Raw genomic sequence first — 26,364 nt, 5'->3', positions numbered from 1 at the left:
CGGGGTACCACGACGTACCACCCGGCCGAATCTGGGCCAACACGTCCGAGGCTTATGTGAACACGTACGACTACCGAGCGGGTGCCCGATGGTGAAAACAGGAAAATCCTTCGCAGCCGCCGCGATCGCAATCGGAATCGCATTCGTGACGACACCGGGCGCGAGCGCGGGCGGCTACTCCAAGCGCTGTCCGTCCGAGAACGTCTGCCGGGTCGAGGGGAGCGACTTCCCCGGCGGCACGCTGAGCATCGACGCCGACGTCATCGGCGGCCCCAACACGCTCGTGCGGATGCGGTACAAGGGCGACCACGGCGAGCGCTGCGTCACCGAGTTCTGGGTGAACGACCCGCCCCGCTCCTGGGTGTGCCACAACGTGCCCCCCGGGCACTACCGCGTGATCGTCGACGCGCCCGAGCGGCACGACGCGATGGTGGTCGGTGTCCGCTGGTGAACGGCTCCACGAAGGAGAAGCGATGAGGTTCCGGAAAACGCTGGCCACCGCACTCGCGATCGGCGTCGCGCTCGTGGCCGTGCCCAGCGCGAGCGCGGGGGGCCACTCCAAGCGCTGCGAGTCGGACAGGGCCTGCCTGATCGAGGGGAACGACTTCCCCGGCGGCACACTGAGCATCGACGCCGACGTCATCGGCGGCCCCAACACGCTCGTGCGGATCCGGTACAAGGGCGACCACGGCGAGCGCTGCGTCACCGAGTTCTGGGTGAACGACCCGCCCCGCTCCTGGGTGTGCCACAACGTGCCCCCCGGGCACTACCGCGTGGTCATCGACACGTCCGAGCGGCACGACGTGTTCGTGGTCGGCGTTCGGTGGTGAGCGGCGTGGGGAAGAAGCTCGGGAAGTCCGTCGTGACGGCGGCCTCACCACGGGCATGGCCTTGGTGACCGATCTCCGGCGCTGCGAGGGCAACGTCCGGACCGGCGATCCCGCGACCTCGTGGACCTGCCGCACCATGTCGGCGCCGCACCCCGGCAACTACACCGTCACCGTGACGAGCGCCTACCGCTACGACCGCGTCAAGGTCGGCCTGCGCTGGTGAGCGCTCAGCTCCCGTAGACCAGCGGCAGCGAGGTGTCCGCGGCGAGGGTGGCGGGTGAGGGCTTGGCCCCGCTCGCCACCACGTGCGCGCCGAGCGCCGCGATCATCGCGCCGTTGTCGGTGCACAGCCTGGGCCGTGGGATCCGCAGCGTGATGCCTGCCGCCGCGCAGCGCTCCCGCGCCAGCTCGCCGAGCCGCGAGTTGGCCGCGACACCGCCGGAGATGACCAGCGTGTCCACGTTGTGCTCGCGTGCGGCGCGGATCGCCTTGGCGGTGAGCACGTCGGCGACCGCCTCCTGGAAGCTCGCCGCGACGTCGGCCAGCGGGATCTCCGCTCCGGTCGCCTCGTGCTTCTCCACCCAGCGGGCGACGGCGGTCTTCAGCCCGGAGAAGGAGAAGTCGAACGGCGCGTCCCGCTGCCCGGTCAGACCGCGCGGGAAGGCGATGGCGCGCGGGTCGCCCTGCTTGGCCAGCTTGTCGATGGGCGGCCCGCCCGGGTACGGCAGGCCGAGGATCCTGGCGACCTTGTCGTAGGCCTCCCCCGCCGCGTCGTCGATGGTCGCGCCGATCTCGGTGATCTTCTCGGTCAGCCCCTCGACCAGCAGCAGCTGGCTGTGGCCGCCGGAGACCAGCAGCGCCAGGCAGCGCGACGGCAGCGGACCGTGCTCGATGGTGTCGGCGGCGACGTGACCTGCGAGGTGGTTGACGCCGTAGAGCGGCTTGCCCGACGCGGCCGCGTACGCCTTGGCCGCGGCGACGCCGACCATCAGCGCCCCGGCGAGGCCGGGTCCAGCGGTGACCGCGATGGCGTCCACAGTGGACAGTTCCATCCCTGCGGCGTCCAGTGCCCTGCGCATGGTCGGTGCCATCGCCTGGAGGTGCGCGCGGCTGGCGATCTCGGGCACCACACCGCCGAAGCGGGCGTGCTCCTCGACGCTGGAGGCCACCTCGTCGGCGAGCAGCTCCAGCGTGCCGTCGGCGTTCCTGCGCACGATGCCGACACCGGTCTCGTCGCAGGAGGTCTCGATACCGAGCACGATCATGACGTCCTCCCCTCGCGCTCGGTCAGCGACGGACGGCGCATCGTGTGCGCGTCCGCGCCCGAGGGCTGGTAGTAGCGCTTGCGCAGTCCGACGACCTCGAAGTCGTGCGCGGTGTAGAGCCCCTTCGCGGACTCGTTGTCGGTGCGGACCTCCAGGAAGGTCACGGCGTTCACCGCGTCGGCCTTGGCGAGCAGCTCCCGCAGCAGCGCCTTGCCGATGCCCTCGCCCTGGCGCCTGGGGTCCACGGCGATCGTGTGCACCTCGGCCTCGGCGTTGGGCGGCGCCCCGACCACCGCGAGCCCGGCGTAGCCGACCAGCTCGTCACCGGACTCGAACGCGCCGATGTAGTAGTTGCCCGCCTCGATCTCGCTGACGAACATCGGCACCGTCCACGGGTCCTCCCCGGCGAACAGCTCCTGCTCCAGCTCGGCGCAGCGCGGCACGTCCTTGCGCAGCAGGGTGCCCAGCCGCACGGTCATGCCTGGCTCACCCGCTTCCGCGCACCGGGCTCGACGGCGTCGGGCTGCCGGAGGTAGAGCGGCGTCAACGGTTCGGGCTCGCCGCCCTCGCGCAGCGCCCTCGCGGCGACACCGACGAGGCCGGTCGGTGTGGGGTGGGTGGTGGGCAGCGCGGTCAGCCCGAACAGCTCGGCGTGCTGCTCGGCGACGGGGCCCGACACCTCGGTCACCCCGATGTCCTCCAGCTCGTCGGCCAGCTTCGCGGCCACCTCGTCCGGGCGGTCGACGTGCGGTCCGGCGACGCGCCACCCCTGGTCGCAGTAGACCGACCAGTAGACCTCGCGGCGGCGCGCGTCGGTGACCACGAGCAGCGAGGTGGCGAACGGCGTCGCGTGCGCGATCGCGTCCAATGTGGACACCGGGTGGACCGGGATGCCCAGGGCCTGCCCCAACGCGGCGGCGGTGACCATGCCGACCCGCAGGCCGGTGAAGGGGCCGGGGCCGACGCCGCAGACGATCGCGTCGAGCTGGTCGAGCCGGACGCCCGCCTCGTCGAGCGCGGCCGTCAGGTGCGGGGTGAGCAGCTCGGTGTGCGCCCGCGGGTCGACGGTCACCCGCTCGGCGAGCAACCGTGGCGGGCCGTCGCCGTCCAGGGCGACCACGCCGGCCATGACGGCGGGAGTTGCGGTGTCCAACGCGAGCACGAGCACGACGAACGAGTCTACGACCGCCCTGGTCGCGACCGTTGAGCACCCTGAAGGAGTCCTTCAGCTCATGACTGGAGGGCCTTCAGGACGCGGGGGAGGCCGGTGAGGGTGACCTCGCGGACGTCGTCCGGGCGGCGGTCCAGGCGGACCAGGAGGTGGTCGTCGGCCAGGCGCTCCGCGAAGCCTTCGCCCCACTCGATCACCACGACCGCGTCCTCAAGGTCCGTGTCCAGGTCGAGGTCGTCCAGCTCCAGGGCATCGCCGCCGAGGCGGTAGGCGTCCACGTGCACCAGCGGGGCCCTGCCTCCCGGGGCGGGCTGGTGCACTCGGGAGATCACGAACGTCGGCGAGCTGACCCGGCCCTGGACGCCGAGGCCCTCCGCGATGCCCTTGACCAGGACCGTCTTCCCCGCGCCGAGCGGCCCCGCCAGCAGGACCAGGTCCCCCGCGCCGAGCAGGGCGCCGAGGCGGCGGCCCAGGGCCATTGTGTCCTCGGGCTCCTGCAGCCGCGCCGTCCACTCCGACACCGTGTTCACGCCCGCTTCCACCAGCGCTTCCTCTTCCCAGTCCGGCCAACGCACCTGCCGAGCAGCTCCGCGAGCCGCTCGTTGACCAGTGCGGGCTGCTCCAGCATCATCACGTGTCCCGCGCCCTCGGCCAGCACCAGCTCGGCGTCGGGCAGCTCGGCCGCGATCACCTCGGAGTGCGAGTACGGGGTCAGCCGGTCCGCGTCCGCGCCGATCACCAGAACGTGGGTGTGCCGGAGCCCGGCGAGCGCGGAGACCCGGTTGTGCGTGCCGAGGGTCTCCAGGAACTCGGTCAGCACCTGCACCGAGGTTCCCGAGATCATGTCGTCGACCAGGTCGACCAGGGCGGGGCTGACCTTGCGGTCGCCGAAGGCCAGCGTGCGGATCAGGCTCCACACGATCTGCCCGCTGACGCCGCGCACCCGCTCCACCAGCCCCGGCTGCCAGCTCGCCAGCCTGCCGAGGCCGAGGGTGACCGGGTTGTGCCTGGACAGCACGGGCCGGGGCAGGCCGGAGCGACCGATCTCGCCCGCCGAGGTGCCGATGAAGGCGACTCCCGCCACCCGGTCGCGGAACAGCTCCGGGCGCTGCTCGGCCAGCGCCATGATCGTCATGCCGCCCATCGAGTGGCCGACCAGCACCATCTGCCCCTGCGGCACCATCGCGCGCAGCACCGCGTCGAGGTCGTGGCCGAGCTGGTCGATCGTGGCGGTCCCGGTCGGGCCGCGACCGGACCGGCCGTGGCTGCGCTGGTCGTAGATGACCAGCCGCACCCTGGGGTCGGCCAGCTGGGGAAAGTCCCGCCGCTGGAAGTGCCAGGTCCTGCGGTCCAGCGCGAAGCCGTGCACCAGCACCACGGTCAGCTCCGGCTTGCCGCCGTCGGTCGGCGCGACCTCCTCCACGTAGATCGGCACGCCGTCGTCGGCGGCGACCGTGGAGGTGCGGTCGGGTTTCAGCTCGCCGAGCGGCTCGTCGGCGTAGCGGTCCAGGATCGCCGCGCCCTCGCGGCGCTGCTTGATCTGGGAGCTCTTCGCCGCCGCGCCCACGGCGGTGCCCGCGACGGCAGCGCCGAGGACGCCACCGGCGACCCCGACGGCTCTCCAGATGCGGTTCATGCTCCTCCGACCGGGACGGCGGTCCTGGTGACGCGGGGGCGGGACATGCCGGTGACGATCTCGTAGTGGATCGTGCCGAGCGTGTCGGCCCACTCCCGCGCGGTCGGTTCTCCCCTGGTCCCCGGGCCGAACAGCACGACCTCGTCGCCCTCGTGGACCTCGTCGTCGCCGCAGTCGACCATGACCTGGTCCATGCAGATCCTGCCGACGACGGGGCGCCGCTTCCCGCCGAGCAGGACCTCCATCCGCCCGGACAGCGCGCGCGGGACCCCGTCGGCGTAGCCGGTCGGCACCAGGGCGACCGTGGTCTCCCTGGGCGCCGTCCAGGTCAGCCCGTACGAGACGCCCTCACCCGCGGCGATGCGCTTGGTCAGCGCGACGCGGGCGCGGAAGGTCATGGCCGGGCGCAGGTCCTCGCCGCCGTGGCCGGGCGGCATCGGGTTGAGGCCGTACATCGCGATGCCCGTGCGGACCAGCTCGAAGTGCAGGTCAGGGCGGCTGAGCACGGCCGCGGAGTTGGCGATGTGCCGGATCGGCCGCAGGCCCGCGTCCACGGCGATGGCGTGCGCCTCGGTCAGCCGCTTCGCCTGGGCGTCGATCGACGGGTGGCCGGGCTCGTCCGCGCAGGCCAGGTGCGACCAGACGCCGACGACCTGGACCGAGCCCGTGCACTGCGCACCGGCGGCGGCCCGGACCAGCTCGGGCCAGTCCTGCGGCGCGCAGCCGTTGCGGGAGAGCCCGGTGTCGATCTTGAGATGGATCCGCGCGGTGGTTCCGGTCCTGCGCACCGCGTCGAGCACGCCGTCGAGCGCGGCGAGCGAGGAGACCGACAGGTCGATCCCGGCGGTGAGGGCGGGCGCGAAGTCCTCGTCCGGCACGTGCAGCCAGGAGAAGACCGGCGCGGTGATCCCGCCAGCGCGCAGCGCTAGGGCCTCGTCGATGTGGCAGACGCCCACCCAGGTGGCTCCGGCCTCCAGCGCGGTTCTGGCCACGTGCAGTGCCCCGTGCCCGTAACCGTCGGCTTTGACGATCGCCATCGTTTGTGCGCCCGAGGCGGCAGCGAGGCCGCTGAGCAGGGCGATGTTGTGCCGGAGTGCGTCGGTGTCGACAAGCACTTCGGCACGCGGCAGGTGCGGGTTCTGAGCAGCCATAACGCCGTTCATGGTGTCACAGGCTCCGCGGCGGCCCGTAGGACGCGGATCGCGTCGGGCACTTGCCGCAACAACGCGCCCGCCGGGATCGGAGCACCCTCGGCGGCCAGTTCCCCTGCCAGCTCGTGCGCCATCGCCGCGCATCCGGCGGCCAGCCACGGGTCCATGCCGCTGGCCAGCAACGATCCGATCAGCCCGGACAGCACGTCGCCGGAGCCCGCGGTCGCCGCCCACGAGGAGCGCGCCGGGTTGACCAGCGCACGGCCGTCGGGCGCGGCCACCACCGTGCTGTGCCCCTTGAGCAGCACGACGACGCCGAAGCGCTTCGCCGCTCGCAGCGCCGCCGCCACCCGGTCGTCGCCGACTTCGCCCGCCAGCCTGGCGAACTCGCGGTCGTGCGGCGTCAGCACCATCGGAGTCGCGGGGTCGCGCGCGTCCCACAGGTCCTCGTGCTTGGCCAGCAAAGTGATCGCGTCCGCGTCCGCGCACACCGGGACCTCGGCTTCGAGCACCTGGGCCAGCACCTCCTTCGCGCTGGCGCCGGTGCCCATGCCCGGCCCGACGACCCACGCCTGCACCCGCCCGGCGTCGGCGACCGAGCCGGTGGTGATCACTTCCGGCCAGCTGGCGCGGATCGCCTCGGCGGCGGGACCGGCGTAGCGGACCATGCCCGAGGTGGCCAGCGTCGCGGCCCCGGTGGACAGCCAGGCGGCTCCCGGATATGCGGAGGAACCGGCGGAGATCCCCGTGACGCCCTGCGTGTACTTGTCGTCGGTCGGCCCTGGCACCGGCCACAGCCGCCCCACGTCCGCGTGTTCGAGCACCGTGATGTCGGGTTCGCCGAGCTCGGGGCGGAGGCCGATGTCCACCAGGTGAACCTCGCCGCAGCGCTTCGCGCCCTCGCCGAGCACGTGCACCGGCTTGTGGCAGCCGAAGGTCACGGTGGCCGTCGCGGTGACCGCCGGGCCGTTCACCGCGCCGGTGTCCGGCTCGACCCCGCTGGGCAGGTCCACGGCCAGCACGGGTGCGCTGACCTGCTCGACCAGCTCGGCGGCGGCCGGGCGCAGCGGTCCACGGGCCGAAAGGCCGACGATGCCGTCGATCACCAGGTCGGCGGCGCGCACGGCCTCGCGAGCGTCCTCGGTGATCACACGACCGCCGGTTTTCCTCAGCGCCGCAAGGCCTTCCGGATGTGCGCGGTCTGGGGCGAGCAGCACGGCGGTGACCGCGACACCACGCCTGCGCAGGAAGGCACCAGCCCACAACGCGTCGCCGCCGTTGTTGCCCGCACCGACGAGAAGCGTGACGCGGCGGCCCGTGACGCGCGGGGCGAGCATGCGCAGCGCGACCGTGGCGAGCCCGAACGCGGCCTTGCGCATCAGTGAGCCGTCCGGGACCCGCGCCAGCAGGCGGTTCTCCGCTTCGCGCACGTGGTCGGTTGTCCACACGCCCTTCACGCTCAGCTCCTCCCGGAGTGCTCGGCGACCACGAAGGCGGCCGCGATGTCGGCGTCGTGGGTGAGTGAGAGGTGCCAAGAGCCAACACCGGCGGCCTCGGCGGCGGCGGCGAGCACACCGGTGAGCCGCACCGAGGGCCGATTGTCCGCTGCCGCAACGACTTCGCAGTCCAGCAGCCGGTAGCCGTGCGGCGCGCCGAGCGCCTTCACCACGGCCTCCTTCGCCGCGAACCGCGCCGCCAGCGACGACGGCCGCCTCAGTTCTCCTTTGCCTGTGCGGCGTTCCGCCTCGGTGAACAGCCGGTCGAGCATGCGCGGGGTCCGCGCGAGCAACCGCTCGAACCGCTGCACGCCGACGATGTCGGTGCCTATGCCCACGATCACGATGCACAGGCTCCCACGCTCAGCCCGTCTCGACAGCCAGGAAGTTGTTCAGTTCAGCCGCGAAGGCGTCCTTCGCGGCCCCGGCCTCGATGTCGGTGACCACGGACGCCGACCACTCCCCCGTGACCGACCGCCGCCACGGCCGCAGCGTCCACTCCAGCTCGATGTGGCCGCGCGAGCCCCACCGCGCCGCCACGGCGATGTCGCGATCGGCGCTGCGCCACCGCTTCTCGCCCTCCCAGCCGCGGAAGTCCAGCCCGTCCAGGAACCGGGGCAGCGCCGTGCCGTCGACCAGGTTCGTCACGCCTTCCAACCGCACGTGCAACCCCGGTGCGACGATCTCCGCGAGGAAGAACAAGCGCTCGTCACGCCGGTCCGCGGCCAGGTGCCGCTCCGCGAAGCGCAGCCGCCCCAGCCGGACCTCGGTGTCGTCCAGGCAGGTCGTCTCCACCTCGGGGAACGCCCACCCGTGTTCGCAGCTCATTCGACGGTGACCGACTTCGCCAGGTTGCGGGGCTTGTCGACGTCGTAGCCGCGGGCCTTGGCCACCTCGGCGGCGAAGACCTGCAACGGGATCGTGGACACCAGCGGCTGGAGCAGCGTGGGCACGGCGGGCACCTCGACGAGGTGGTCGGCGAACGGGCGCACGGTCTCGTCGCCCTCCTCCGCGATCACGATGGTGCGCGCGCCACGGGCCTTGATCTCCTGGATGTTGGAGACCAGCTTCGAGTGCAGCACGGCGCGCCCTCTCGGCGACGGCACGACGACCACCACGGGCAGGCCCTCCTCGATCAGCGCGATCGGGCCGTGCTTGAGCTCACCGGCGGCGAAGCCCTCGGCGTGCATGTACGCCAGCTCCTTGAGCTTGAGCGCGCCCTCCAGCGCCACCGGGTAGCCGACATGGCGGCCGAGGAACAGCACCGCCTTGGAGTCGGCCAGCTCCCTCGCCAGCTTCCGCACACTGTCCGAAGTGGACAGAACGCGGTCCACGGCCGAGGTCATGGACTCCAGCTCGTGGAACTCGCGAGCGACCTCGTCGGGGTACTTGGTGCCGCGGGCCTGCGCCAGTGCGAGGCCGACCAGGTAGTTCGCCGCGATCTGCGCCAGGAACGCCTTGGTCGAGGCGACACCGATCTCCGGGCCCGCGTGGGTGTAGAGCACCGCGTCGGACTCGCGGGGGATCTGCGCGCCGTTGGTGTTGCAGACCGCGAGCACCCTGGCCTTCTGCTCACGCGCGTGGCGGACCGCCTCCAGCGTGTCGGCGGTCTCTCCGGACTGCGACACCGCGACGACCAGGGTGTCGCGGTCCAGAACGGGGTCGCGGTAGCGGAACTCGCTGGCGAGTTCGACCTCGACGGGCAGCCGTGTCCAGTGCTCGATCGCGTACTTGGCGACGAGCCCGGAGTGGTAGGCGGAACCGCAGGCCACCACGAAGACCTTGTCCACGTCGCGGAGGTCCTGGTCGGACAGGCGCTGCTCGTCGAGCACGATCCGACCGTCCTGGAAGTGCCCGCGCAGCGTGTTGGCCAGCGCGTCGGGCTGCTCCTCGATCTCCTTGAGCATGAAGTACTCGTGGCCGCCCTTCTCGGCGGCGGCGAGGTCCCAGGTCACCCGGAACGGGGTCACGGCGACGGGCTCGCCGTGGAAGTCGGTGACGCGGTAGCCCTCGCGGTCGAGCACGACGACCTGGTCCTGGCCCAGCTCGACGGCGTCCTTGGTGTACTCGATGAACGCGGCCACGTCGGAGGCCAGGAACATCTCGCTCTCGCCGACGCCGAGCACCAGCGGTGAGGAGCGGCGGGCGGCGACGATCTGGTCCGGGTGGTCGGCGTGCGTGACCACGAGGGTGAACGCGCCTTCGAGGCGTCGGCACACCGCGCGCACGGACGCGGCGAGGTCCTTCGCGGTCTCCCCGCCGTCGTACGCGCGGGCGATGAGGTGCGCGGCGCTCTCGGAGTCGGTGTCGCTGGCCGGCTCGACGCCCTCGGCCTCCAGCTCGGCGCGCAGCTGCGCGAAGTTCTCGATGATCCCGTTGTGGACCACCGCGAGCCTTCCCGAGGCGTCGCGGTGCGGGTGGGCGTTGCGGTCGGTGGGCGGCCCGTGCGTGGCCCAGCGGGTGTGGCCCATGCCCGCGGTCCCGGTGAACCGGCCTCTGCCCGCCTCGTCGAGCCGGTTCTCCAGGTTCACCAGCGGCCCGGCCTTGCGCTCGACGGCCAGCTCACCGGCGCCGTTGAGAACCGAGACGCCCGCGGAGTCGTAGCCCCGGTACTCCAGCCTGCTCAGCCCGTTCAGCACCACGTCCAGGGCGGGGCGATGGCCCACGTATCCCACGATTCCACACACGCGGCCAGAGTATGGCGTTGGACCAATGCCTGTCGGATTGGTCTGGACACGCCTGCCATCGCAGTTCGGGGGCCGATCCACTAACGTCTGCGCTCATGGCACTCACCGCCAAGCAGGCGTTCAAGGAGCTGTCTCGCCCCGGCCCGTACCGGGTGATGCGAGGGGACTTGGCGCTGGTGGGCCTCCCCGGCGCGGTGCTCACCCCGGAGTCGGGCCAGAACCTCCCCGCGGTGGTGTTCGGCCACGGCTGGCTCCAGCCGATCAAGCGCTACCACGGGTTCATGCGGCACCTGGCCTCGTGGGGCTTCGTCGTCGCGGCGCCAGCCACGCAGAACGGTCCGCTGCCGTCGCACAGGCTGTTCACCGCCGACCTGCGCACCACGCTGGACATCTGCACCGGCGTGCGCCTGGGTGAGGGCAAGATCAGCGTCAACCCGGAGCAGCTCGGCCTCGCCGGGCACTCCCTCGGCGGCGGCTGCGCGGTGCTGGCGGCGGCCGAGGACGACCGGGTCCGAGCGGTCGGCACGATGGGGCTGTCGGAGACCAGGCCCTCCGCACTGGACGCCGCGCGCGAGTGCACGATGCCCGCGCTGCACCTCTCCGGCGACGAGGACCTGATCTCCCCGCCGATCGGGCACGCGGAGCCGGTGGCGCAGGCGTGGGCCGGTCCGGTGCAGCTGCGCGGCGTGCAGAAGGCGACGCACCTCGGCTTCACCGAGAACTGGCAGTGGACCGACCTGCTGCTGGACGGCAAGCCACAGCGGGCGACGCACAAGATCTCCCGGGTCCTGCTGACCGCGTTCTTCCTGCGCGTGCTCAGCGGCAACCGCAAGTACAGCGCGTTGCTGGAGGACGAGATCAAGGGCTGCTCGATCGACTACACCCGAGGTCCCGCCGTCCCCAGCCTCGCCTGATTCCCTTTCAGCGCAACCAGGTCTGCGTCGAGTAGTCCTCGTCGTCGTCCATCGGCTGTTGCCGCTGCTGCGGCTGCTGCGGCGGCCACCCGGTGTCACGGCGGTCCTGGAGCCGTTCCACCACCTTGGCCGCGTGCTCCGTGATCGCCTTCGCGGCGCGCTCGGACTCGGCGACGGCCTCGTCCCTGCGCCTGGTGGCCAGCTCCATCTGCTCGGCGTGCTCGCGCATCACCAGGTCCAGCCTTCGCTGCGCCGCGGCGACGTCATCGCTCACCGCTGGTCCTCCTCGTCGTCAAGGCCGCCGAGCACCCGCGCGAGCCTGCTCACCGTCTCGGCGGCACCGCCGTCGTCCACGACGGGAGCCGGGGTGCGCCAAGGGTTTCCACTGCGCTCCTGATCTCCTCCACCGCCCGCCTGCGCAGCGGGGGGCATCGCCATGCCGGAGCTCTGCGGCTGCGGAGCGTCCGGCACCCGTTGCCCGTCACCGGGCATCGAGCCGAGCGCGGCTTCGCCCGGCCGCGGCCCGGCTCCGCCCGGTCGGTACTCGGCGGGCTCTTCGAACTCACCCGAGCTCCGGTAACCGTCCACAGTGGAGCTTGCGTGTTCGACCTGCCCGTCGGTGAAGTCGAGGTCGTAGGTCGTTGGCCTGCCGTCCGCGCCCGGCACGGTCACCTTCAGATGACCGGAGTCACCAGGCACCCGCTCCGCGACGATCGAACGGTCGCCGTCCTGGATGGTCGCCTTGCCGTTCTCGTCCGCCTTGGTGACCGGAATCTCTTGCGGCGCACCGGGAGGCGCATTGATCGGCTGCACGGGGACGCCGCCGGGCTGCGGCATCGGCTTCACCTCAGGACCGGTCGGTCCGAAGTCGACCTCGTAGCTCTTCGGCTTGCCGTCCGGGCCTTCCACGGTGATCGTCACGTGGCCGTCTCGGGTCGGGCTGGTGACGGAGATCTTGCGCCCGCCGTCCTCGAAGCTCACCGACTCGCGCGGCTGGTTTCCGCCTGGCACAGGCATTCCGGGAACGGCGGAGGGCTCCGTCCCGGCAGGCGGTGTCTCGACGGGCGGCATCACCGGCGGTGTGATCGGTGGTGGCGGAGCGATCGGCGGGATTCGTCCGCCACCACCGCCACCACCGCCAGGGCCGCCACCGCCACCGATACCGCCCCCTCCACCACCGCCGCCTCCCCCGCCGCCGGAACCACCACCACCACCACCGGGCTTACCGCCACCGCCGGGCGGAGTCCCGCCGATCAGCTCCTTGAACGGGTTGTCATTGAGCTGGTTGAGGTGGTCGGTCATCACCTGCCAGATGTTGTCCACGTTGGCACGGGTCTTTTTGCACATATCAACAAACTTCGCGTGGTGCGACTCGAAGTCCCGACAGAACGACTCCGCCCACTTCAGCGCCGCGGCCTCGATGAACCGGAGGGTCTCCTCGTTCAGCTCGCAGGCGTCCTCCGCGACACGCTTCGCCACATCGGGGGGCAGCAGCCGGGCGACGTTGCGAGCATCCGCGTCGCGCCTGCCTTTGGCCATCCGCATGATGATCAAGCCTTCGGCGACCGTGCGATCCGGCATCCGCTCACGATGCGAGGTGAGCGCGAACTCCGCCTTGTCCCGGCACATCTGCGCGACCTTCGCCGACGCACTGCGGATCACCTCGGCCGCCCCTTGCAACGACTGCGTCAGGTGACCCACCTCCACCCGGAACCGGTCGGAGAAGACCCGCGAACGGTCAGCGGCCTTGCCTGTCCAGTGCCCGTAAAGCCCGGAGAGACTGCTTGAGGACTTGGCCGCAGACGCTTCGATCGCGCCCTTCGCCTCTACCAGCACCCGCGCGTGGGCCTCGAGCTGGTCGAACCGGATGTCTCGCTGCTGTTCGTAGTGCGCCTTCGCCAGCGCGTAGGGGTCACCGTCGATGGCCTTGGGATTGAAGGAGCCGCGGGGTGCTTCGGCATAGACCTGGCCGAAGCGCTTGAACACATCGAGTCCGGGCAGTCCCACGTCAAGGATCTCGTTGGAGTTGGTCGCCCCGGTGCCGCCCGTGGCACCTTTGCGCTTGAGGTCCTCCAGCTTCTCCTTGCCCGAGCGAACACCACCGTTGACCCGCTGCTCGACGGCCTCCTTGTAGCGCTTGTGGACATCCAGCAAACCCAAGTCGCGGTAGCCGAAATGACGGAGTTGGCTTGCCCGGATCTCGAAGGCGCCGAGGTTGAGCTCTCTCTCGTACCTCGCCATCACATCGTCGCTGGTGGAGTCGTACCGGCGGTAGGCGAGCAGCAGGTCTCGTTTCTCGGCCTTGGTGAGCTCCGGGCTGCCGAGCATCTCGACAACTTCGTCCCGGCTGGGCAGGTCGGCCATCACTTACCCCCGACGGTGCCGGTGTTCTTGTTCTCCACCCACTGGTAGCCGCCCTTGGTCTTCTCCAGGCGGCCAGCGAAGTCGTTGGTGGCGGCCACGAAGCTGTTCGCGGCGGTGACGAGCCTGCGCAGCCCATCGTTGTACTTCTTCGCCGCCTCAACGTGCGCCAAGCCAAGATTGCCGACCTCGTTGGCCGCCACCTCGACCGGCTTGATCTTCGGAGCGGCAGCTTCCGCCGCGGAGCGCAACGCTCCCGCGACGGTCGACATCTCGTCGGTGTTGGTGCCGAAACCCACCTGAACGTCCCCCTCGACTCTCCCCTGATCGGGCAGAGGCTATCGAGACGCCCGGATGCCGACGCCCGCCTCTTCCGCGATCCACCCCATGGTGGACCAGCGGCGAAGCGGGCGCGGGCCGAACAGGGGAACTGCTCAGCGAATGCCGGAGACGACCCCGGCGAGGCGCTTGGCGGCGGCGTCGGCGGCGTCCTGGCTCGGGGCCTCCACCATCACCCGGACCAGCTGCTCGGTGCCGGAGGGGCGCAGCAGCACCCGGCCGCTGCCCGCCAGCTCGGCCTCGACGGCGGCGACGGCCTCGGCGACCGACGGGGAGGCGGCGACCGCGGCCTTGTCACTGACCTTGACGTTGACCAGGACCTGCGGCAGGCGGCGCATCACCCCGGCCAGGTCGGCGAGGGAGCGACCGCTGGAGACCACGCGGGCCATCAGGCGCAGCGCGGTGAGCAGGCCGTCGCCGGTGGTGGCGTGGGTGGGCAGGACCACGTGGCCGGACTGCTCGCCGCCGAGGGAGAAGCCGCCGGAGCGCAGCTCCTCCAGCACGTAGCGGTCGCCGACCGAGGTGGTGCGCACGGCGACGCCGTGGTCGCGCATGGCCAGGTGCAGGCCGAGGTTGCTCATCACCGTGGCGACGAGGGTGTCGTCGGCGAGCTCGCCGCCCTCCTTCATGGCCAGGGCGAGCACCGCGAGGATCTGGTCGCCGTCGACCTCGGCGCCGGTGTTGTCCACGGCGAGGCAGCGGTCGGCATCGCCGTCGTGCGCGATGCCCATGTCCGCGCCGTGCTCACGGACCGCGTCGCGGAGCACGTCGAGGTGGGTGGAGCCACAGCCGTCGTTGATGTTGATGCCGTCCGGGGACGCGTGCACCGCGATGACCTCGGCGCCCGCTCGGCGGTAGGCCTCGGGGGCGGCGATGGAGGCCGCGCCGTTCGCGCAGTCCACGACGACGCGCAGGCCCTCAAGCGGCTGCGGGGTGGCCAGCAGCAGGTGGTCGACGTAGCGCTGGACCGCGTCATCGATGTCGCGGACGCGGCCAATGGAGCCACCGGTGGGGCGGGCGACGCCGGCACCGCCGGCCATCAGCTGCTCGATCTGGTTCTCCACGGCGTCGGGCAGCTTGTGCCCGTCGCCGGAGAACAGCTTGATGCCGTTGTCCGGCATCGGGTTGTGCGAGGCGGAGATCATCACGCCGAGCCCGGCGCCCAGGTCGCTGACCAGGTGCGCGACCGCGGGAGTGGGCAGCACACCCGCCCGGAGCACGTCCACGCCCGCCGAGGCCAGACCGGCCGCGACGGCCGCCTCCAGCATCTCGCCGCTGGCTCGCGGGTCCCGGCCGACGACCGCGACCGGGCGGTCCGGACCGTTGCGCTCACCGAGCACCCGCGCCGCCGCGACCGCGATGGACATCGCGAGCTCGGGGGTGAGGTCGGAGTTGGCGAGACCACGCACACCATCGGTGCCGAAGAGGCGAGCCATGTCGAGAAGTCCTCCGAGTGACGGGCCCGGACGAGGGCCGGACGCAACTACGGGAGCAGACATCCGTAGGACGGACATCTGCTCCCGTAGGTTGTCTTGCGACGTAAGGCCGAGGTCAGCGCTTGCTGTACTGCGGGGCCTTACGGGCCTTCTTGAGACCGTACTTCTTCCGCTCCTTGGCCCGCGGGTCACGAGTGAGGAAGCCGGCCTTCTTCAGCACGGGGCGGTCGTCGGCGTCCAGCGAGATCAGCGCACGCGCGATCGCCAGGCGCAGCGCGCCGGCCTGGCCGGAGACGCCGCCACCGGAGAGGGTGCCGAACACGTCGAACTTGTCGAGCTTGTCCGTCGTGGTGAACGGGTCCCGGATCAGCTGCTGGTGCACCTTGTTCGGGAAGTAGGCGTCGATGTCCTTGCCGTTGAGCAGGAACTTGCCGGTGCCGGGCACCAGGCGGACGCGGACGATGGCCTGCTTGCGGCGGCCCACCGTCTGGATCAGGCGGCCGGTGCCGAGCGGCGCGACGGCGACCTCGTCAGAGGTGGCCTCGGCGACGACCTCGTCAGAGGTGGCCTCGGCAACGGCCTCGTCAGAGGTGGCCTCGGCGACGACCTCGTCGGTGGCAACGGCCTCGTCGGCAACGGTCTCGTCGACGGCGGGAGTGGTCTCGTCAGCGGGAGTGGTCACGCGGTTTTCCTCTGAGTTCTGGTTGTCCGACACCGGCGAGGTCACTGGCTGACCTTGGGGAGCTCGAACGACTGCGGCTGCTGGGCCGCGTGCGGGTGGTTCGGACCGGCGTAGACCTTGAGCTTCTTGCCCATGGCGTTGCCGAGCTTGTTCTTCGGCAGCATCCCCTTGATGGCCTTCTCGACCAGCTTGGTGGGGTACTTGTCCAGCATCTCGCCGAACGAGCGCTTCTTCAGTCCGCCCGGGTGGCCACTGTGCCGGTAGACGAACTCCTGGTCGCGCTTGTTACCGGTCAGCGCGACCTTCTCGGCGTTGATGACGACGACGAAGTCACCGGTGTCGATGTGCGGCGCGTACGTCGGCTTGTGCTTTCCGCGCAGCAGGGTTGCGGCGTGGGTCGCGAGGCGGCCGAGCACCAAGTCCTGGGCGTCGATGACATGCCAGGCTCGCTTCACCTCGCTGGGCTTCGGGCTGTACGTGCGCACGGATCTACCTCGTCGTCACTCGCGTCTGGGGTGGCGTTGGGGCGGCAGAGTCCGGCACCTGCTCTTCAGGGCGCGAAAACGCGCGGCCGACTTGGCGCCGCACGATATACCGCTTCAACAGCGATCGAGGTTACCCGCCGCTGTGCGGCAGGGTCAAAACGGCCCCCGGTGACGAGCGCCATGTTCGGCATCATGCCAGGTCGGGGGCCTGCCGCCGGCTCGGACACGCAAGAAGGCCCCGGCAGGAGCCGGGGCCTTCGAGCACCTCACGCGCTGGTCACCACAGGTCGGCGGCCTTGCGCTCGCCGTCCTGGTAGTTCTCGTTGGCGTGGCCGAGCGCGGTGCCGACCTTGGCCAGGATCTCCTGGAGCGCCTTGGCCGACTCGTCCCACTCGCGCTGGGCGCGCTTGTAGTTGTCGGCTGCCGCACCGGTCCACGTCGCCGTGAGCGGAGCCAGGTCGGACTTGAGGTCCGCGAGCTGGGTCTGCAGCTTGGTGGCCGCGGAGGCGATGTTGCCCTGCGCCTCGGCGAGGGAACCGAACTGAACCTTGATGTCCATGCTGATCAGAGCCCTTCGAGGCCGGCGCGGATGGTGGACATGCCCTCGGAGGCCTGCTGCTCCCGGCGGATGTAGGACTTGCCGGACTGGCCGAGCTGGTCGGAGATCACCCCGAGCGCGTTGTTCAGCCGGACGGTCTGCTCGTTCCAGTTGCGCATCAGCGTCTGGAACGCCTTCGACGCGTCGCCCCTCCACTGCGACTGCAGCGGCTCCAGCTGCCCGCGCAGGCTGTTGAGCTGGCCGACGAGCTGGTCCCGAACTCTGGCCACGTCGCCGGAGGCCTTACCCATGGCCTCGGCATTGACCTCGTACTGAGTCATCGAACGACTCCCCCTTCGATCGGTGTCACAGCCCAAGACCCTGCCACGACCGGTTCACGCGGGGCGACTTAACGCCGCAAGTTGTTGCGGGTGTGAACGCCGTCCACCTGATTGGTGGGCCCGGCCGGATTCGGATAGGGAAAATCACTCTGGCATTTGCCGGGAATTCACTCAGCTTGTCACGGCAAGGGTGCGCACCACGTGCTCGCAGGCCCGCCCGACCTCTTCCCCGGTACTTCCAGTGCTCTGGCAGCCGACTGTGAGCTGGGTCGCCCCCTCGAAGACCACATACCACTCGACGACCGATCCTGGCAGGTCACGGCGGTAGCGGACGACGTCGCGGCCCCCGAACCGCACCGAGGGCTCAAATCCCGAGTAACCGTGCTCGCGCTCGGCGTCGAAGGCCGTCCGGAGTTCGCCGAGTGCGCGTTCGGGTTCCACCGAGGCGTTGTAGGACAACTGCCGCTGTTCGACGCCGATCACATCGCCCGCGTCCGGGGTCGCGGTTCTGCGGAGTTGGACCTTGCGTTTCGCCGGGTCGCCCCCGCTGTGTTCCCAGCCGTCCGGAACTCGGAATCGGTAGTCGTACTGAGCGAGTTCCTTACCGCCCGATCCGGTGAACACGACAAGTGCTGTGACCGCCGCCACCACCGCAAGAACCACTGCCACCAGCACGAGCGCCTTCGACCGGCGAGGCCGTGCCCTGGCCGGGACCGCGGCGGGCGGCACGGGCGTTACCGCCGGAGGTGGGACGGCGCCGGCGGTACCAAGAGCTCCGACGGCGCGAAGAGCACCGCGCGCCACCACGGTCTCCGGCTGGTCCAGCGCGGTCGGAACCACGCCGAGGCGGTCGTGGACGAGTTGACCGAGCAACGGGATGCGGCTGGACCCACCAACGAGGAACACGGCGCCCACCTGCGCCCCGGAGTCACGCACGGTCGCCGCCAGCATCTCCACGGCTCGGGCGAGCCGCCCGCGCACCAGCCGCTCCAGCTCCCCCCTGGGCACGTGCGCGTCGGAGAAGGGCGGCGGCATCGGGATGTCGGTGTACGCGTGCCGGGAAAGGGTCTCCTTGGCGCTGCGGACGTCCTCGTGCAGCACTCGGCGGCGACGGCGGTCGGGCAGGTCCCGGCCTTCGACGAGCCGCCGCCACGCCTCGGGGTCCTCACCGGAGACGAGCGTGCCGACGTGCTCCAGCAGCGCCTGGTCGATGTCAGCGCCGCCGAACCCGGGGTCACCCCGGCTGGCGAGGACCTCGAAACCGGAACCGCCGCGTCGCACCACGCTGGCGTCGACGGTGCCACCGCCGACGTCCAGCACCGCGAGCGCGCCGCCGGTGAATCCCGTGTTGGCGACGTGGAACACCGCTGCCGCAACGGGTTCGGACACCAGGACGACGCGGGCGGCGAGCCCGGAGGCCGCCTGGCGGAGCACGCTGAGGCGCACCGATCCCCAGTCGGCCGGGTGGGTCAGCACGAGCACGTCGACCGGTGCGCCGCCCGCGACCCGGCGGGCCTCGGCGACCACCATCGCGAGCACCGCGCCGACGACGCGGGCGACCGGGACGACGGCGTTGCCCAGCAGCAGCTCGCCCTCGTCCATGCGGCGCTTGGGGTGCGGCTCGTAGCGGGCCGGGTCGATCGCGGCCTGGCGCTCCGCCTCGCGGCCGACGAACACCGTGCCGTCGATGGCGACGAAGACCGCCGAGGGCACCAGCGGGCTGCCGTCGACAAGGACCACGGCCGGCTCGCCGCCGTCAACCGACAGCGCGGCACAGGTGCTGGACGTGCCGAAGTCGACGGCGAGCCGGACCCGTCCGGTCATGACCACCTCGCAGGCTCGGCCGCAACGACCGAAGCCGCTGTGCCGAACGGCTCGCTCACTCCGGGTCCAGCCAGGCCAGCTGCACGACGCGCTGGCCGGACCTGCGGTTGACCAGGGTGCCCCGGCCCGGCGGCATCGAGGACGGCTTCACCGTGCCGACGAGCGCGCCCTCGTCCCGGTTGCCGCTCATCACGATGCCGGGCGCGGACTGCTCGCGGAGCTTGCCGAGCACCGGGTCGTAGAGCGCCCTGCTGGCACCGCCCGAGGCCCGCGCGACGACCAGGTGCAGGCCGATGTCCCTTGCCTGGGCGAGGAAGTCGCCGAGCGGGGCGAGCGGGTTGTTGCCCGACGTCGCGACCAGGTCGTAGTCGTCGACGACGAGGAACAGCTCGGGGCCGGACCACCACGACCGGTCCTTGAGCTGTTCCTGGGTGACGTCGGGGCCGGGCAGCCGCTTGGTCAGCGACGCGTGGATGTCCTCGACCATGCCGGTGAACTGCTGCGACCCCGCCGCGTACGCCAGCAGGTGCTCGGAGGTGACGAAGCCGAGCATCGAGCGCCGGTAGTCGACCAGGATGATCCGCGCCTGCTTCGGCGTGAAGCGGTCGACGATGCCCTGGACGATCGTCCGCAGCAGGTTGGTCTTGCCGGACTCCTGCTCGGCGAAGGCGACGAAGTGCGGCTCGGACTCGAAGTCCAGGTACACCGGCTTGAGCTCGTCCTCGTCGATCCCGATCGGGATGGCGTGCCTCGGCAGGTCCTCGGTGTGCGCGGGCAGCCGCGAGTACGGGAAGGAGTCGGGCAGCATCCGGACCGGCGGGGCGGAACGCCCGCGCCACGCCGCCGCGATCCTGGCCACCGCGTCGGAGATGCCGGTGCCCACGTCCTCTGCGGTCATCGGCACCCCGGAGGAAGCCTTCGCCGCGCCGTCGATCCTGGGCAGCGCGGTGAGGAAGTGCAGCCGCTCCCGCGAGACGCCTCGACCGGGCCGCTCGGCGGGCACGTTGACGGCGACTCGTCTGTCCACATCGGACTCACTGGGATCGCCCAGCTTGAGCTCGAAGCGCGTGCCGAGCAGGTCCTTCAGTGACGGGCGGATCTCCGCCCACCGGGTCGCGGCGATCACCAGGTGCACGCCGTAGGACAGGCCCTGCGCGGCGATGTTCACCACGTCCGGCTCCAGCAGCTCGAACTCCTGCCGGAACGCCGCCCAGCCGTCCACCAGGAGGAAGACGTCGCCGAACGGGTCGTCCACGACCTCCTTGCGGCGCTTGCGGGCGCGGAACTCCGCCATCGACTCCACACCGAGCTCGCGGAAGCGCTGCTCCCGCTCGGCGAGCAGGGTCTTGAGCTCGGCGACCATGCGCCGCACCAGGTCCGGCGAGAACCGGCCGCCGTAGCCGCCGACGTGCGGCAGCCCCTGCAACGACGCGAGCGTGCCGCCACCGAAGTCCAGGCAGTAGAACTGCGCCTCCTCCGCGGTGTGCGTCAGCGCCATCGACATCACCAGCGACCGCATGAGCATCGACTTGCCCGCGCGTGGCGCGCCGACGACGACCGCGTGCCCGCCGCTGCCGGAGAAGTCGGCCCACAGGGTGTCCCTGCGCTGCTCGTACGGCCGGTCGACGATGCCGACCGGCGCGATCAGCTTCCCGGCGCCGAAGTAGTCCACAGGGGACAGTCCGCGCTCCTCGGTCACGGAGAGGTTGGGCAGCAACAGGTCCAGCGAGGGCGGCTCGTTCAGCGGCGGCAGCCACACCGCGTGCGCCTCCGGCCCCTTGCGCTGCACCCGGCGCACCACGATGTCCAGCTCGCTCGGCTCCGTCGGCTGCTCCGGCTTGGCGGGCTCGTTCTCCGAGACCGGGGTGTCCGGGACCACCGGGATCTCGACGAAGTCCGGGACGAACAGCTTCGGCCTGCGGTCGCCGGTGACCGGCGCGGTTGCCCGGACCGCCTGCATGCCGGGCGGCCGGTGCGGCCCCGAGACGTAGCAGGCCTTGAAGCGGACCAAGGTGTTCGTGTCGAACTTCAGGTAGCCGGAGCCAGGGACCGGCGGCAGCTCGTAGGCGTCGGGAACACCGAGCACGGACCTGGACTCCGATGCGGAGAAGGTCTTCAGGCCGATCCGGTAGGACAGGTGGCTGTCGAGGCCGCGCAGCCTCCCTTCCTCAAGCTGTTGCGAGGCGAGGAGGAGGTGGATCTGCAAGGACCGGCCGAGACGGCCGATGGCGACGAAGAGCTCGATGAAGTCCGGCTTTGCCGACAGCAGCTCGGAGAACTCGTCGACCACGATGAACAAGGCGGGCAACGGGTCCAGGTCCGCGCCGTTCTCCCGCGCCCGCTCGTACTCCCAGACGTTCTTGAAGTTCCCGCCGTCGCGCAACGCCTCCTGGCGGCGGTTCATCTCACCGGCGATCGCGTCCTGCATGCGGTCGACCAGCGTCAGGTCGTCGGCCAGGTTGGTGATCACCGCGGCCACGTGCGGGGCTCCGTCCAGGCCCGCGAAGGTCGCGCCGCCCTTGAAGTCCACCAGGATCAGGTTCAGCGTCGCCGAGGAGTGCGTGGCGATCATGCCGAGCACCAGGGTGCGCAGGAACTCCGACTTGCCGGAGCCGGTCGCGCCGATGCACAGGCCGTGCGGGCCCATGCCGCCGACCGCGGCCTCCTTGATGTCCAGCTCCACCGGCTGACCGTGCTCGCCGACGCCGAAGGCCACCTTGAAGCGGTCGCTGATCGGCTTGGGCCGCCACGCGTGGGCGATCTCGAAGCTCATCGGGTCGCCGAGCCCGAGCAGCTCGAACAGGCCGGTGTCGGAGGTCAGCAGCGGCTCGTCCACGAGCTCCGCGCCCGCGCCGGTGACGATCCGGTAGGGCGAGATCCGCCGGGCCAGCGCCTCGGCCTCCGTCACGGTCATGGCGTCCGGCCCGCCGAACCACTCCACCCCGCCGGTTCCGCTGAGCGCGCCGAGCCTGCCGTCCTGGACGGTCAGCCGGATGCCACGCCGCTTGGACAGGGTGCCGATGGAGTCCGACAGGTCGAGCAGCGTGACCCCGGACAGGCCCTCGGTGAGCAGGACGTGCTCGTCCCCCGCGACCTCACCGTCGTCGATGACGACCACGATGTGCGGCAGCTCCGGCTGCTGCTGGCCGCCCTTGGTGAAGCGCGGGCGGTCGCGCATCTCCTCGGCCAGCCAGGTCTCCACCTGCTTGAGCGAGCCGGTGATCATGCGCAGCGCGCCGATGCCGTCGGTGAGCCTGGGGTGCTGCACGTGCGGCAGCCACTTCGTCCACTCCCACTCAGCGCGGGCCCGTCCGCTGGTGACCACGGCGACCAGCACGTCGTCCGGCGCGTGGAAGGTGACCAGCTGGGCCAGCAGCGAACGCGCCAGCGCCCGGGTGACCTCGCGCTCGCCGTGCAGCGCGACCGCGGCGAAGGCGCGCAGGGTGAACACCGACGGCAGGTTCGGCACGATCGAGTGAGCGCGGATGAACCGGCGCAGCGCCAGCGTGGTGATCGGTTCGAGCTCGTCGACCGGGCCGGTCTCCGGCGGGCGCAGCCTGGTCTCCAGGCGCTGCGGTCCTCGGCCCATCCGCAGGTGGCAGAAGTCCGGGTCGCTCGCGCGGCGCTCCCACATCCTGCGGGTGGCGGCCAGCGACCACAGCGCCTGCGGGTCGGGGTGCACCCACTCGCGCGCGTCGCGCTGGTCGCGACCCGCCTGGCGTGCGCGTTCCCGCATTTGCCCGAGATACCGCAGGTAATCCTTGCGGTCCTCGTTCATCTCGGCTTTCTTCTTGCCCGTTCCGCCGAATCCGCCGCCCGCCATCATCCCGATGGTGGACAGCAGGAACATCCCGCCGAAGATCAGTGAGCTCGGATTCTGCCCCCCTGTCATGAAGACCAGGCCCATCATCAGCACGGACGCCGCGATCATCACCGCGGGCAGCATCTTCATCAGGATGTTGGCCGGAATGACGCGGGGCACCTCGGGTGGCGCTTCGAGAAGCAGCTCACCGCCTGGCATGCGGGGCGGGCTCAGTCGCGCGGTCCGCTTGAACTGAAGCGTGCTCACCGAAGCAGTACCTCTTAGCTCGTCAGGGTCGGCAATTCTCTGGCGGTCCCCCAAGACTGCCCTAGTCCTCTTGTGGCGGATTCACCGAACCCGAAGTCCCGCCGGATGAGGCCCGGCCATACTAGGGGCGCTCAGGACTTCGTTCCGGACGATTCACCGATCACGCACCGGGACGGGCTAACAAACCGCAGGGGGTGCTGGTGGCGACCGCAACGACGGTGTTCAGCAGGGTGACGGTGCTCGCGCCGCGAACGCGGATCGACGTGGCGTTGCCTTCGGACGTCGCGGTGGCCGACCTGCTGCCGATGCTGCTCAACCTCGCGGGCCAGGCGAGCCCGGACGGCGGCGCGCGGCACGGCGGCTGGTGCCTCGGCAAGCTCGGGGAGGCACCGCTCGACCCGAGCCGCACGCTCGCGTCGCTCGGCGTCGTCGACGGCGACCTGCTCCAGCTGCGCCGCCGCAGCGAGAACCCGCCGCCGCCGCTCTACGACGACGTGGTGGACGCGATCGCCGACGCCGAGCCGGGCGGGCTGCGGCCGTGGACCGGGGAGACCGCGCGCAGGCTCGGCAACATCGCGTGCGTGCTGGCCCTGGTCACCGCGGCCGCCGCGGTCCACTTGGCCGGCGGGCGCTTCCCGCTCGCGGCGGCGATCACCGCGGGCGTGGCCGCGCTGGTGGCCATCGCGGCGGGCTCGACGGTCACCCGGGTGCACCAGGCGCCCGACTCCGGGATCGCGGTCGCGGCGGCCGGTGCCCTGCCCTTCGCCTTCGTGTGCGGGCTGCACGCGGTACCCGGCCGCTTCGGACCTGCGAGCTTGATCCTGGCGTTCGCGCTGCTGGCCGTGGTCGCGGTGATCGGCCTGCTGGTGCTCGGCGGAGGCATCACGGTGTTCGTCGCAGGAGCCGGGATCGGCGCGGCGGGCGCGCTCGCCGCCCTGGTCACCGTGTTCGTGCCGCACTCCGTCGCCGGGGTCGCGGCGGGCGCGTCGGCCGTCGCACTCGCGGCGCTCTCCGGCTTGCCCAGGTTGACCATCCAGCTCGCCAAGCTGCCGCTGCCGCAGGTCCCCGGCAGTGCCGCCGAGCTCAAGGAAGACGACGAGTTCCCGGACTACGCGGTGATCGAGCGCCGCGCGGGCCTGGCCCACGAGTACATGACCGGCATGATCATCGCTTGTGGGCTCGTCGCCGCGGCGGGCGCGGTGATCGCGGCCGCGGGCGGTTCGTGGTTCGGCCCACTCTTCGGCGGTGTGGTCTCGGCGGTGCTGCTGCTGCGCGCCCGCACCTACGCCAACGGCGGTCAGGCGATCGCGCTGCTGGTGACGGGCTTGCTCTCGGCGACCGGACTGATGGTCGGCTGGCTGCTCCGCGCGAACCCGTTCCACCAGCTGCTGTGGGTGTTCGGCTCGCTCGTGGTGCTCGCGGGCGCGGCGATCACGCTCGGGGTCGTCTTCCCGAAGCAGCGCTTCTCCCCGGTTCTGCGCCGTTCCGTGGACGTGGCGGAGGCGGTGCTGATCGCGGCCGTGCTGCCGCTCGCGCTGGCCGTGATGGACCTCTACAGCGTGGTGAGGCACCTGTGAGAAGCCCAATCGCCGCTGTCGCGAGCGTGATCGCGCTCGCCCAGCCGACAGTCGAGTTCACCCCGGTTCCGAGCTATCCGACGCCGCCCCCGGTCAGCTTCGACGCGAGTTCGCTGAGTGGTCATCCCCCTGCCCCGGACCAGACCTACCAACGGGACAAGGAGTGCGTGAAGGCCGGATCGGGTGCCAGCGTCGAGGCCCGGCCGTGGGGCCAGATGGACCTCAACTTCGAGCAGGTGTGGCGTTTCGGGAGGGGTGACGGCCAGCTCGTCGCGGTGATCGACACCGGCGTCAACAAGCACCCGCGCTTCGACGGGCGGTTGCGGGCGGGCGGCGACTACGTGAGCAGCGACGGGGACGGCACCACGGACTGCGACGGCCACGGCACGCTGGTCGCGGGCATCATCGCGGCCAACGACGAGGTCGAGAAGGAAGGCTTCAAGGGTGTCGCCCCCGGTGCGCGCATCCTCGCGATCCGGCAGTCCAGCAAGGCGTACGGCGGTCAGAAGAACAACACACCGGTCCGCGCGGGCGACCACCTGTCGCTGGCCAAGGCGATCGTGCGCGCGACGGACGAGAAGGCCGGGGTCATCAACATCTCCTCGGTCATCTGCACCACTCCGAACTCGAAGGACTGGCCCGAGCTCCGGGCAGCGGTGCGCTACGCCCGCGACCACAACTCCGTGGTCGTCGCGGCGGCGGGAAACGTCAACGACAAGGAAGGCAGCAACTGCCGCAACGGAAACCGCCCGGACGCGCTGGCGACCGTGCCCAGCCCCGCCTGGTACGACGAGGACGTGCTGACCGTGGGCGCGCTCGACAAGGACGGGTCGCCCGCGAGCTTCACGCTCGGCGGACCGTGGGTGGACGTCGCGGCCCCGGGGACGCAGCACACCTCGCTCGATCCCGGTGATGGAGCGAAAGGGCTGGCCAACCGCGTTGTCGAAGCGGACGGACAGCTCTACTCGATCAACGGCACCAGCTTCGCCACGCCGTACGTCAGCGGTGTCGTCGCCCTGGTCCGCGCCAGGTACCCGCAGCTGAGCCCGGTGCAGGTGATGGAGCGGATCAAGAAGACCGCCCGGCAGCCGCAGGGCAGGTCCGGCCGGGACTTCCACGTCGGCTACGGCATGGTCGACCCGGTCGCCGCGTTGACCGCGGTGCTGCCGGAGGAGCAGGGCATCAACCCGCTCCCACCCGTTCGGTCCACTGTGGACATAGCGGCGCCCGCGCCCGCCGACACCCGGCCGCTGACGGTGGCGCTGGTCGGCTCCGGCATCGGCCTGGGCGTGCTCGCACTGACCCACCTCGCCGTCCGCGCCCTCCGCCGACGCCGCACCGCCTAGGACCCGCCCCGACGCGGCGACTCACCAGACACCACCTGGAGTCGCCGCGGCCCACGGCGCGCCCTGCAACCAGCAACACACCACCCACCCGGAGCCACCACCACACGCCGCCTCGTTTCGCGTTTTGTCACCTTGACGCGAAACGAGAGCGCTCTCTCTCGCATTAAGGGAGTGTCTTATTTGGGGAGTCTTTTGAAGCAGGTCAGGGCCGCTGCG

Annotated in this window: 26 protein-coding genes; 6 read left to right on the top strand and 20 right to left on the bottom strand. The window is 71.1% G+C overall.

From position 1 onward, the window contains the following. The first annotated feature begins 145 nt into the window (after nucleotides 1–145). From ACFFQA_RS24535 to ACFFQA_RS24525, 3 genes are all read left to right on the top strand, one after another. The gene (locus ACFFQA_RS24535) at nucleotides 146–451 is read left to right on the top strand and encodes a hypothetical protein (RefSeq protein ID WP_377856685.1); all 306 of its coding nucleotides are present in this window, start codon (nucleotides 146–148) and stop codon (nucleotides 449–451) included. A gap of 22 nt (nucleotides 452–473) precedes the next feature. Beyond that, nucleotides 474–830 carry a hypothetical protein gene (locus ACFFQA_RS24530; RefSeq protein ID WP_377856682.1) on the top strand — a complete coding sequence of 119 codons (357 nt, stop codon included), beginning with the start codon at nucleotides 474–476 and terminating at the stop codon, nucleotides 828–830. Nucleotides 831–894: 64 nt separating this feature from the next. Next, nucleotides 895–1,053 (top strand): hypothetical protein, encoded by a 159-nt coding sequence (locus ACFFQA_RS24525; RefSeq protein ID WP_377856679.1) that lies wholly within the window; start codon nucleotides 895–897, stop codon nucleotides 1,051–1,053. Nucleotides 1,054–1,057: 4 nt separating this feature from the next. Here the strand turns inward: ACFFQA_RS24525 and tsaD are convergent, their stop codons facing one another. From tsaD to glmS, 10 genes are all read right to left on the bottom strand, one after another. Further along, a complete protein-coding gene (tsaD, locus tag ACFFQA_RS24520; protein ID WP_377856677.1) occupies nucleotides 1,058–2,095 on the bottom strand; it encodes a tRNA (adenosine(37)-N6)-threonylcarbamoyltransferase complex transferase subunit TsaD in 1,038 nt (345 codons plus the stop codon). Then, the gene (gene rimI / locus ACFFQA_RS24515) at nucleotides 2,092–2,568 is read right to left on the bottom strand and encodes a ribosomal protein S18-alanine N-acetyltransferase (RefSeq protein WP_377857665.1); all 477 of its coding nucleotides are present in this window, start codon (nucleotides 2,566–2,568) and stop codon (nucleotides 2,092–2,094) included. Before rimI ends, tsaD begins: the two co-directional genes overlap by 4 nt. 2 nt (nucleotides 2,569–2,570) lie before the next feature. After that, nucleotides 2,571–3,263, bottom strand: a complete 693-nt coding sequence (gene tsaB, locus ACFFQA_RS24510; RefSeq protein ID WP_377856674.1) for a tRNA (adenosine(37)-N6)-threonylcarbamoyltransferase complex dimerization subunit type 1 TsaB — start codon at nucleotides 3,261–3,263, stop codon at nucleotides 2,571–2,573. A 62-nt stretch (nucleotides 3,264–3,325) separates the two neighbouring features. Then, nucleotides 3,326–3,787, bottom strand: a complete 462-nt coding sequence (tsaE, locus tag ACFFQA_RS24505) for a tRNA (adenosine(37)-N6)-threonylcarbamoyltransferase complex ATPase subunit type 1 TsaE (RefSeq protein ID WP_377857662.1) — start codon at nucleotides 3,785–3,787, stop codon at nucleotides 3,326–3,328. Between the two features lie 5 nt (nucleotides 3,788–3,792). Continuing rightward, nucleotides 3,793–4,902: an alpha/beta fold hydrolase gene (locus ACFFQA_RS24500; protein ID WP_377856671.1), complete on the bottom strand. Its 1,110-nt coding sequence runs from the start codon at nucleotides 4,900–4,902 to the stop codon at nucleotides 3,793–3,795. Further along, on the bottom strand, nucleotides 4,899–6,053 hold the full coding sequence (gene alr, locus ACFFQA_RS24495; protein ID WP_377856669.1) for an alanine racemase: 1,155 nt from the start codon (nucleotides 6,051–6,053) through the stop codon (nucleotides 4,899–4,901). Before alr ends, ACFFQA_RS24500 begins: the two co-directional genes overlap by 4 nt. A gap of 8 nt (nucleotides 6,054–6,061) precedes the next feature. After that, entirely contained in the window at nucleotides 6,062–7,510 is a 1,449-nt protein-coding gene (locus ACFFQA_RS24490) for an NAD(P)H-hydrate dehydratase (protein WP_377856667.1), read from the bottom strand. Nucleotides 7,511–7,512: 2 nt separating this feature from the next. After that, on the bottom strand, nucleotides 7,513–7,893 hold the full coding sequence (locus ACFFQA_RS24485; protein ID WP_377856664.1) for a holo-ACP synthase: 381 nt from the start codon (nucleotides 7,891–7,893) through the stop codon (nucleotides 7,513–7,515). Nucleotides 7,894–7,912: 19 nt separating this feature from the next. After that, nucleotides 7,913–8,377 carry a DUF6228 family protein gene (locus ACFFQA_RS24480; protein WP_377856662.1) on the bottom strand — a complete coding sequence of 155 codons (465 nt, stop codon included), beginning with the start codon at nucleotides 8,375–8,377 and terminating at the stop codon, nucleotides 7,913–7,915. Further along, a complete protein-coding gene (gene glmS / locus ACFFQA_RS24475; protein WP_377856659.1) occupies nucleotides 8,374–10,236 on the bottom strand; it encodes a glutamine--fructose-6-phosphate transaminase (isomerizing) in 1,863 nt (620 codons plus the stop codon). The genes ACFFQA_RS24480 and glmS overlap by 4 nt, the downstream gene beginning before the upstream one ends. A 95-nt stretch (nucleotides 10,237–10,331) precedes the next feature. Between glmS and ACFFQA_RS24470 the strand changes: the two genes are divergently transcribed. Then, nucleotides 10,332–11,150 (top strand): dienelactone hydrolase family protein, encoded by an 819-nt coding sequence (locus tag ACFFQA_RS24470; RefSeq protein WP_377856656.1) that lies wholly within the window; start codon nucleotides 10,332–10,334, stop codon nucleotides 11,148–11,150. Nucleotides 11,151–11,157: 7 nt separating this feature from the next. On the opposite strand, the gene ACFFQA_RS24465 is transcribed toward ACFFQA_RS24470, so the two are convergent. The 10 genes from ACFFQA_RS24465 to eccCa all read right to left on the bottom strand — a co-directional run bounded on the left by ACFFQA_RS24465 (nucleotide 11,158) and on the right by eccCa (nucleotide 23,225). Beyond that, complete coding sequence (locus ACFFQA_RS24465; protein ID WP_377856653.1) at nucleotides 11,158–11,424, bottom strand: hypothetical protein; 267 nt, start codon at nucleotides 11,422–11,424, stop codon at nucleotides 11,158–11,160. After that, entirely contained in the window at nucleotides 11,421–13,514 is a 2,094-nt protein-coding gene (locus ACFFQA_RS24460; protein ID WP_377856650.1) for a hypothetical protein, read from the bottom strand. Before ACFFQA_RS24460 ends, ACFFQA_RS24465 begins: the two co-directional genes overlap by 4 nt. Then, nucleotides 13,514–13,810, bottom strand: coding sequence for a hypothetical protein (locus ACFFQA_RS24455; protein ID WP_377856647.1), 297 nt, complete (start codon nucleotides 13,808–13,810; stop codon nucleotides 13,514–13,516). Before ACFFQA_RS24455 ends, ACFFQA_RS24460 begins: the two co-directional genes overlap by 1 nt. Nucleotides 13,811–13,945: 135 nt before the next feature. Next, on the bottom strand, nucleotides 13,946–15,286 hold the full coding sequence (gene glmM / locus ACFFQA_RS24450; RefSeq protein ID WP_377856644.1) for a phosphoglucosamine mutase: 1,341 nt from the start codon (nucleotides 15,284–15,286) through the stop codon (nucleotides 13,946–13,948). A 115-nt stretch (nucleotides 15,287–15,401) separates the two neighbouring features. Beyond that, on the bottom strand, nucleotides 15,402–15,968 hold the full coding sequence (rpsI, locus tag ACFFQA_RS24445) for a 30S ribosomal protein S9 (RefSeq protein WP_377856641.1): 567 nt from the start codon (nucleotides 15,966–15,968) through the stop codon (nucleotides 15,402–15,404). Nucleotides 15,969–16,009: 41 nt separating this feature from the next. Then, nucleotides 16,010–16,453, bottom strand: coding sequence for a 50S ribosomal protein L13 (gene rplM / locus ACFFQA_RS24440; protein WP_377856639.1), 444 nt, complete (start codon nucleotides 16,451–16,453; stop codon nucleotides 16,010–16,012). Nucleotides 16,454–16,730: 277 nt separating this feature from the next. After that, nucleotides 16,731–17,012 carry a WXG100 family type VII secretion target gene (locus ACFFQA_RS24435; protein WP_377856636.1) on the bottom strand — a complete coding sequence of 94 codons (282 nt, stop codon included), beginning with the start codon at nucleotides 17,010–17,012 and terminating at the stop codon, nucleotides 16,731–16,733. 5 nt (nucleotides 17,013–17,017) lie between these two features. Next, nucleotides 17,018–17,332 (bottom strand): WXG100 family type VII secretion target, encoded by a 315-nt coding sequence (locus ACFFQA_RS24430; protein ID WP_377856633.1) that lies wholly within the window; start codon nucleotides 17,330–17,332, stop codon nucleotides 17,018–17,020. A 171-nt stretch (nucleotides 17,333–17,503) separates the two neighbouring features. Then, nucleotides 17,504–19,156 (bottom strand): type VII secretion-associated protein, encoded by a 1,653-nt coding sequence (locus ACFFQA_RS24425; RefSeq protein WP_377856630.1) that lies wholly within the window; start codon nucleotides 19,154–19,156, stop codon nucleotides 17,504–17,506. Between the two features lie 55 nt (nucleotides 19,157–19,211). Beyond that, nucleotides 19,212–23,225 carry a type VII secretion protein EccCa gene (eccCa, locus tag ACFFQA_RS24420; RefSeq protein WP_377856627.1) on the bottom strand — a complete coding sequence of 1,338 codons (4,014 nt, stop codon included), beginning with the start codon at nucleotides 23,223–23,225 and terminating at the stop codon, nucleotides 19,212–19,214. A gap of 200 nt (nucleotides 23,226–23,425) precedes the next feature. Between eccCa and eccD the strand changes: the two genes are divergently transcribed. Together eccD and mycP are read left to right on the top strand one after the other, a co-directional pair. Further along, on the top strand, nucleotides 23,426–24,802 hold the full coding sequence (eccD, locus tag ACFFQA_RS24415; protein ID WP_377856624.1) for a type VII secretion integral membrane protein EccD: 1,377 nt from the start codon (nucleotides 23,426–23,428) through the stop codon (nucleotides 24,800–24,802). Continuing rightward, a complete protein-coding gene (gene mycP / locus ACFFQA_RS24410) occupies nucleotides 24,799–26,148 on the top strand; it encodes a type VII secretion-associated serine protease mycosin (protein ID WP_377856621.1) in 1,350 nt (449 codons plus the stop codon). The genes eccD and mycP overlap by 4 nt, the downstream gene beginning before the upstream one ends. Nucleotides 26,149–26,364 lie beyond the last annotated feature (216 nt).

It is taken from the genome of Allokutzneria oryzae, assembly GCF_042429765.1.
GTDB classification, from domain to species: Bacteria; Actinomycetota; Actinomycetes; order Mycobacteriales; family Pseudonocardiaceae; genus Allokutzneria; species Allokutzneria oryzae.
The sequence above is the reverse complement of the archived record's forward strand: the minus strand, read 5'-3'. Positions and strand labels throughout refer to the sequence as shown.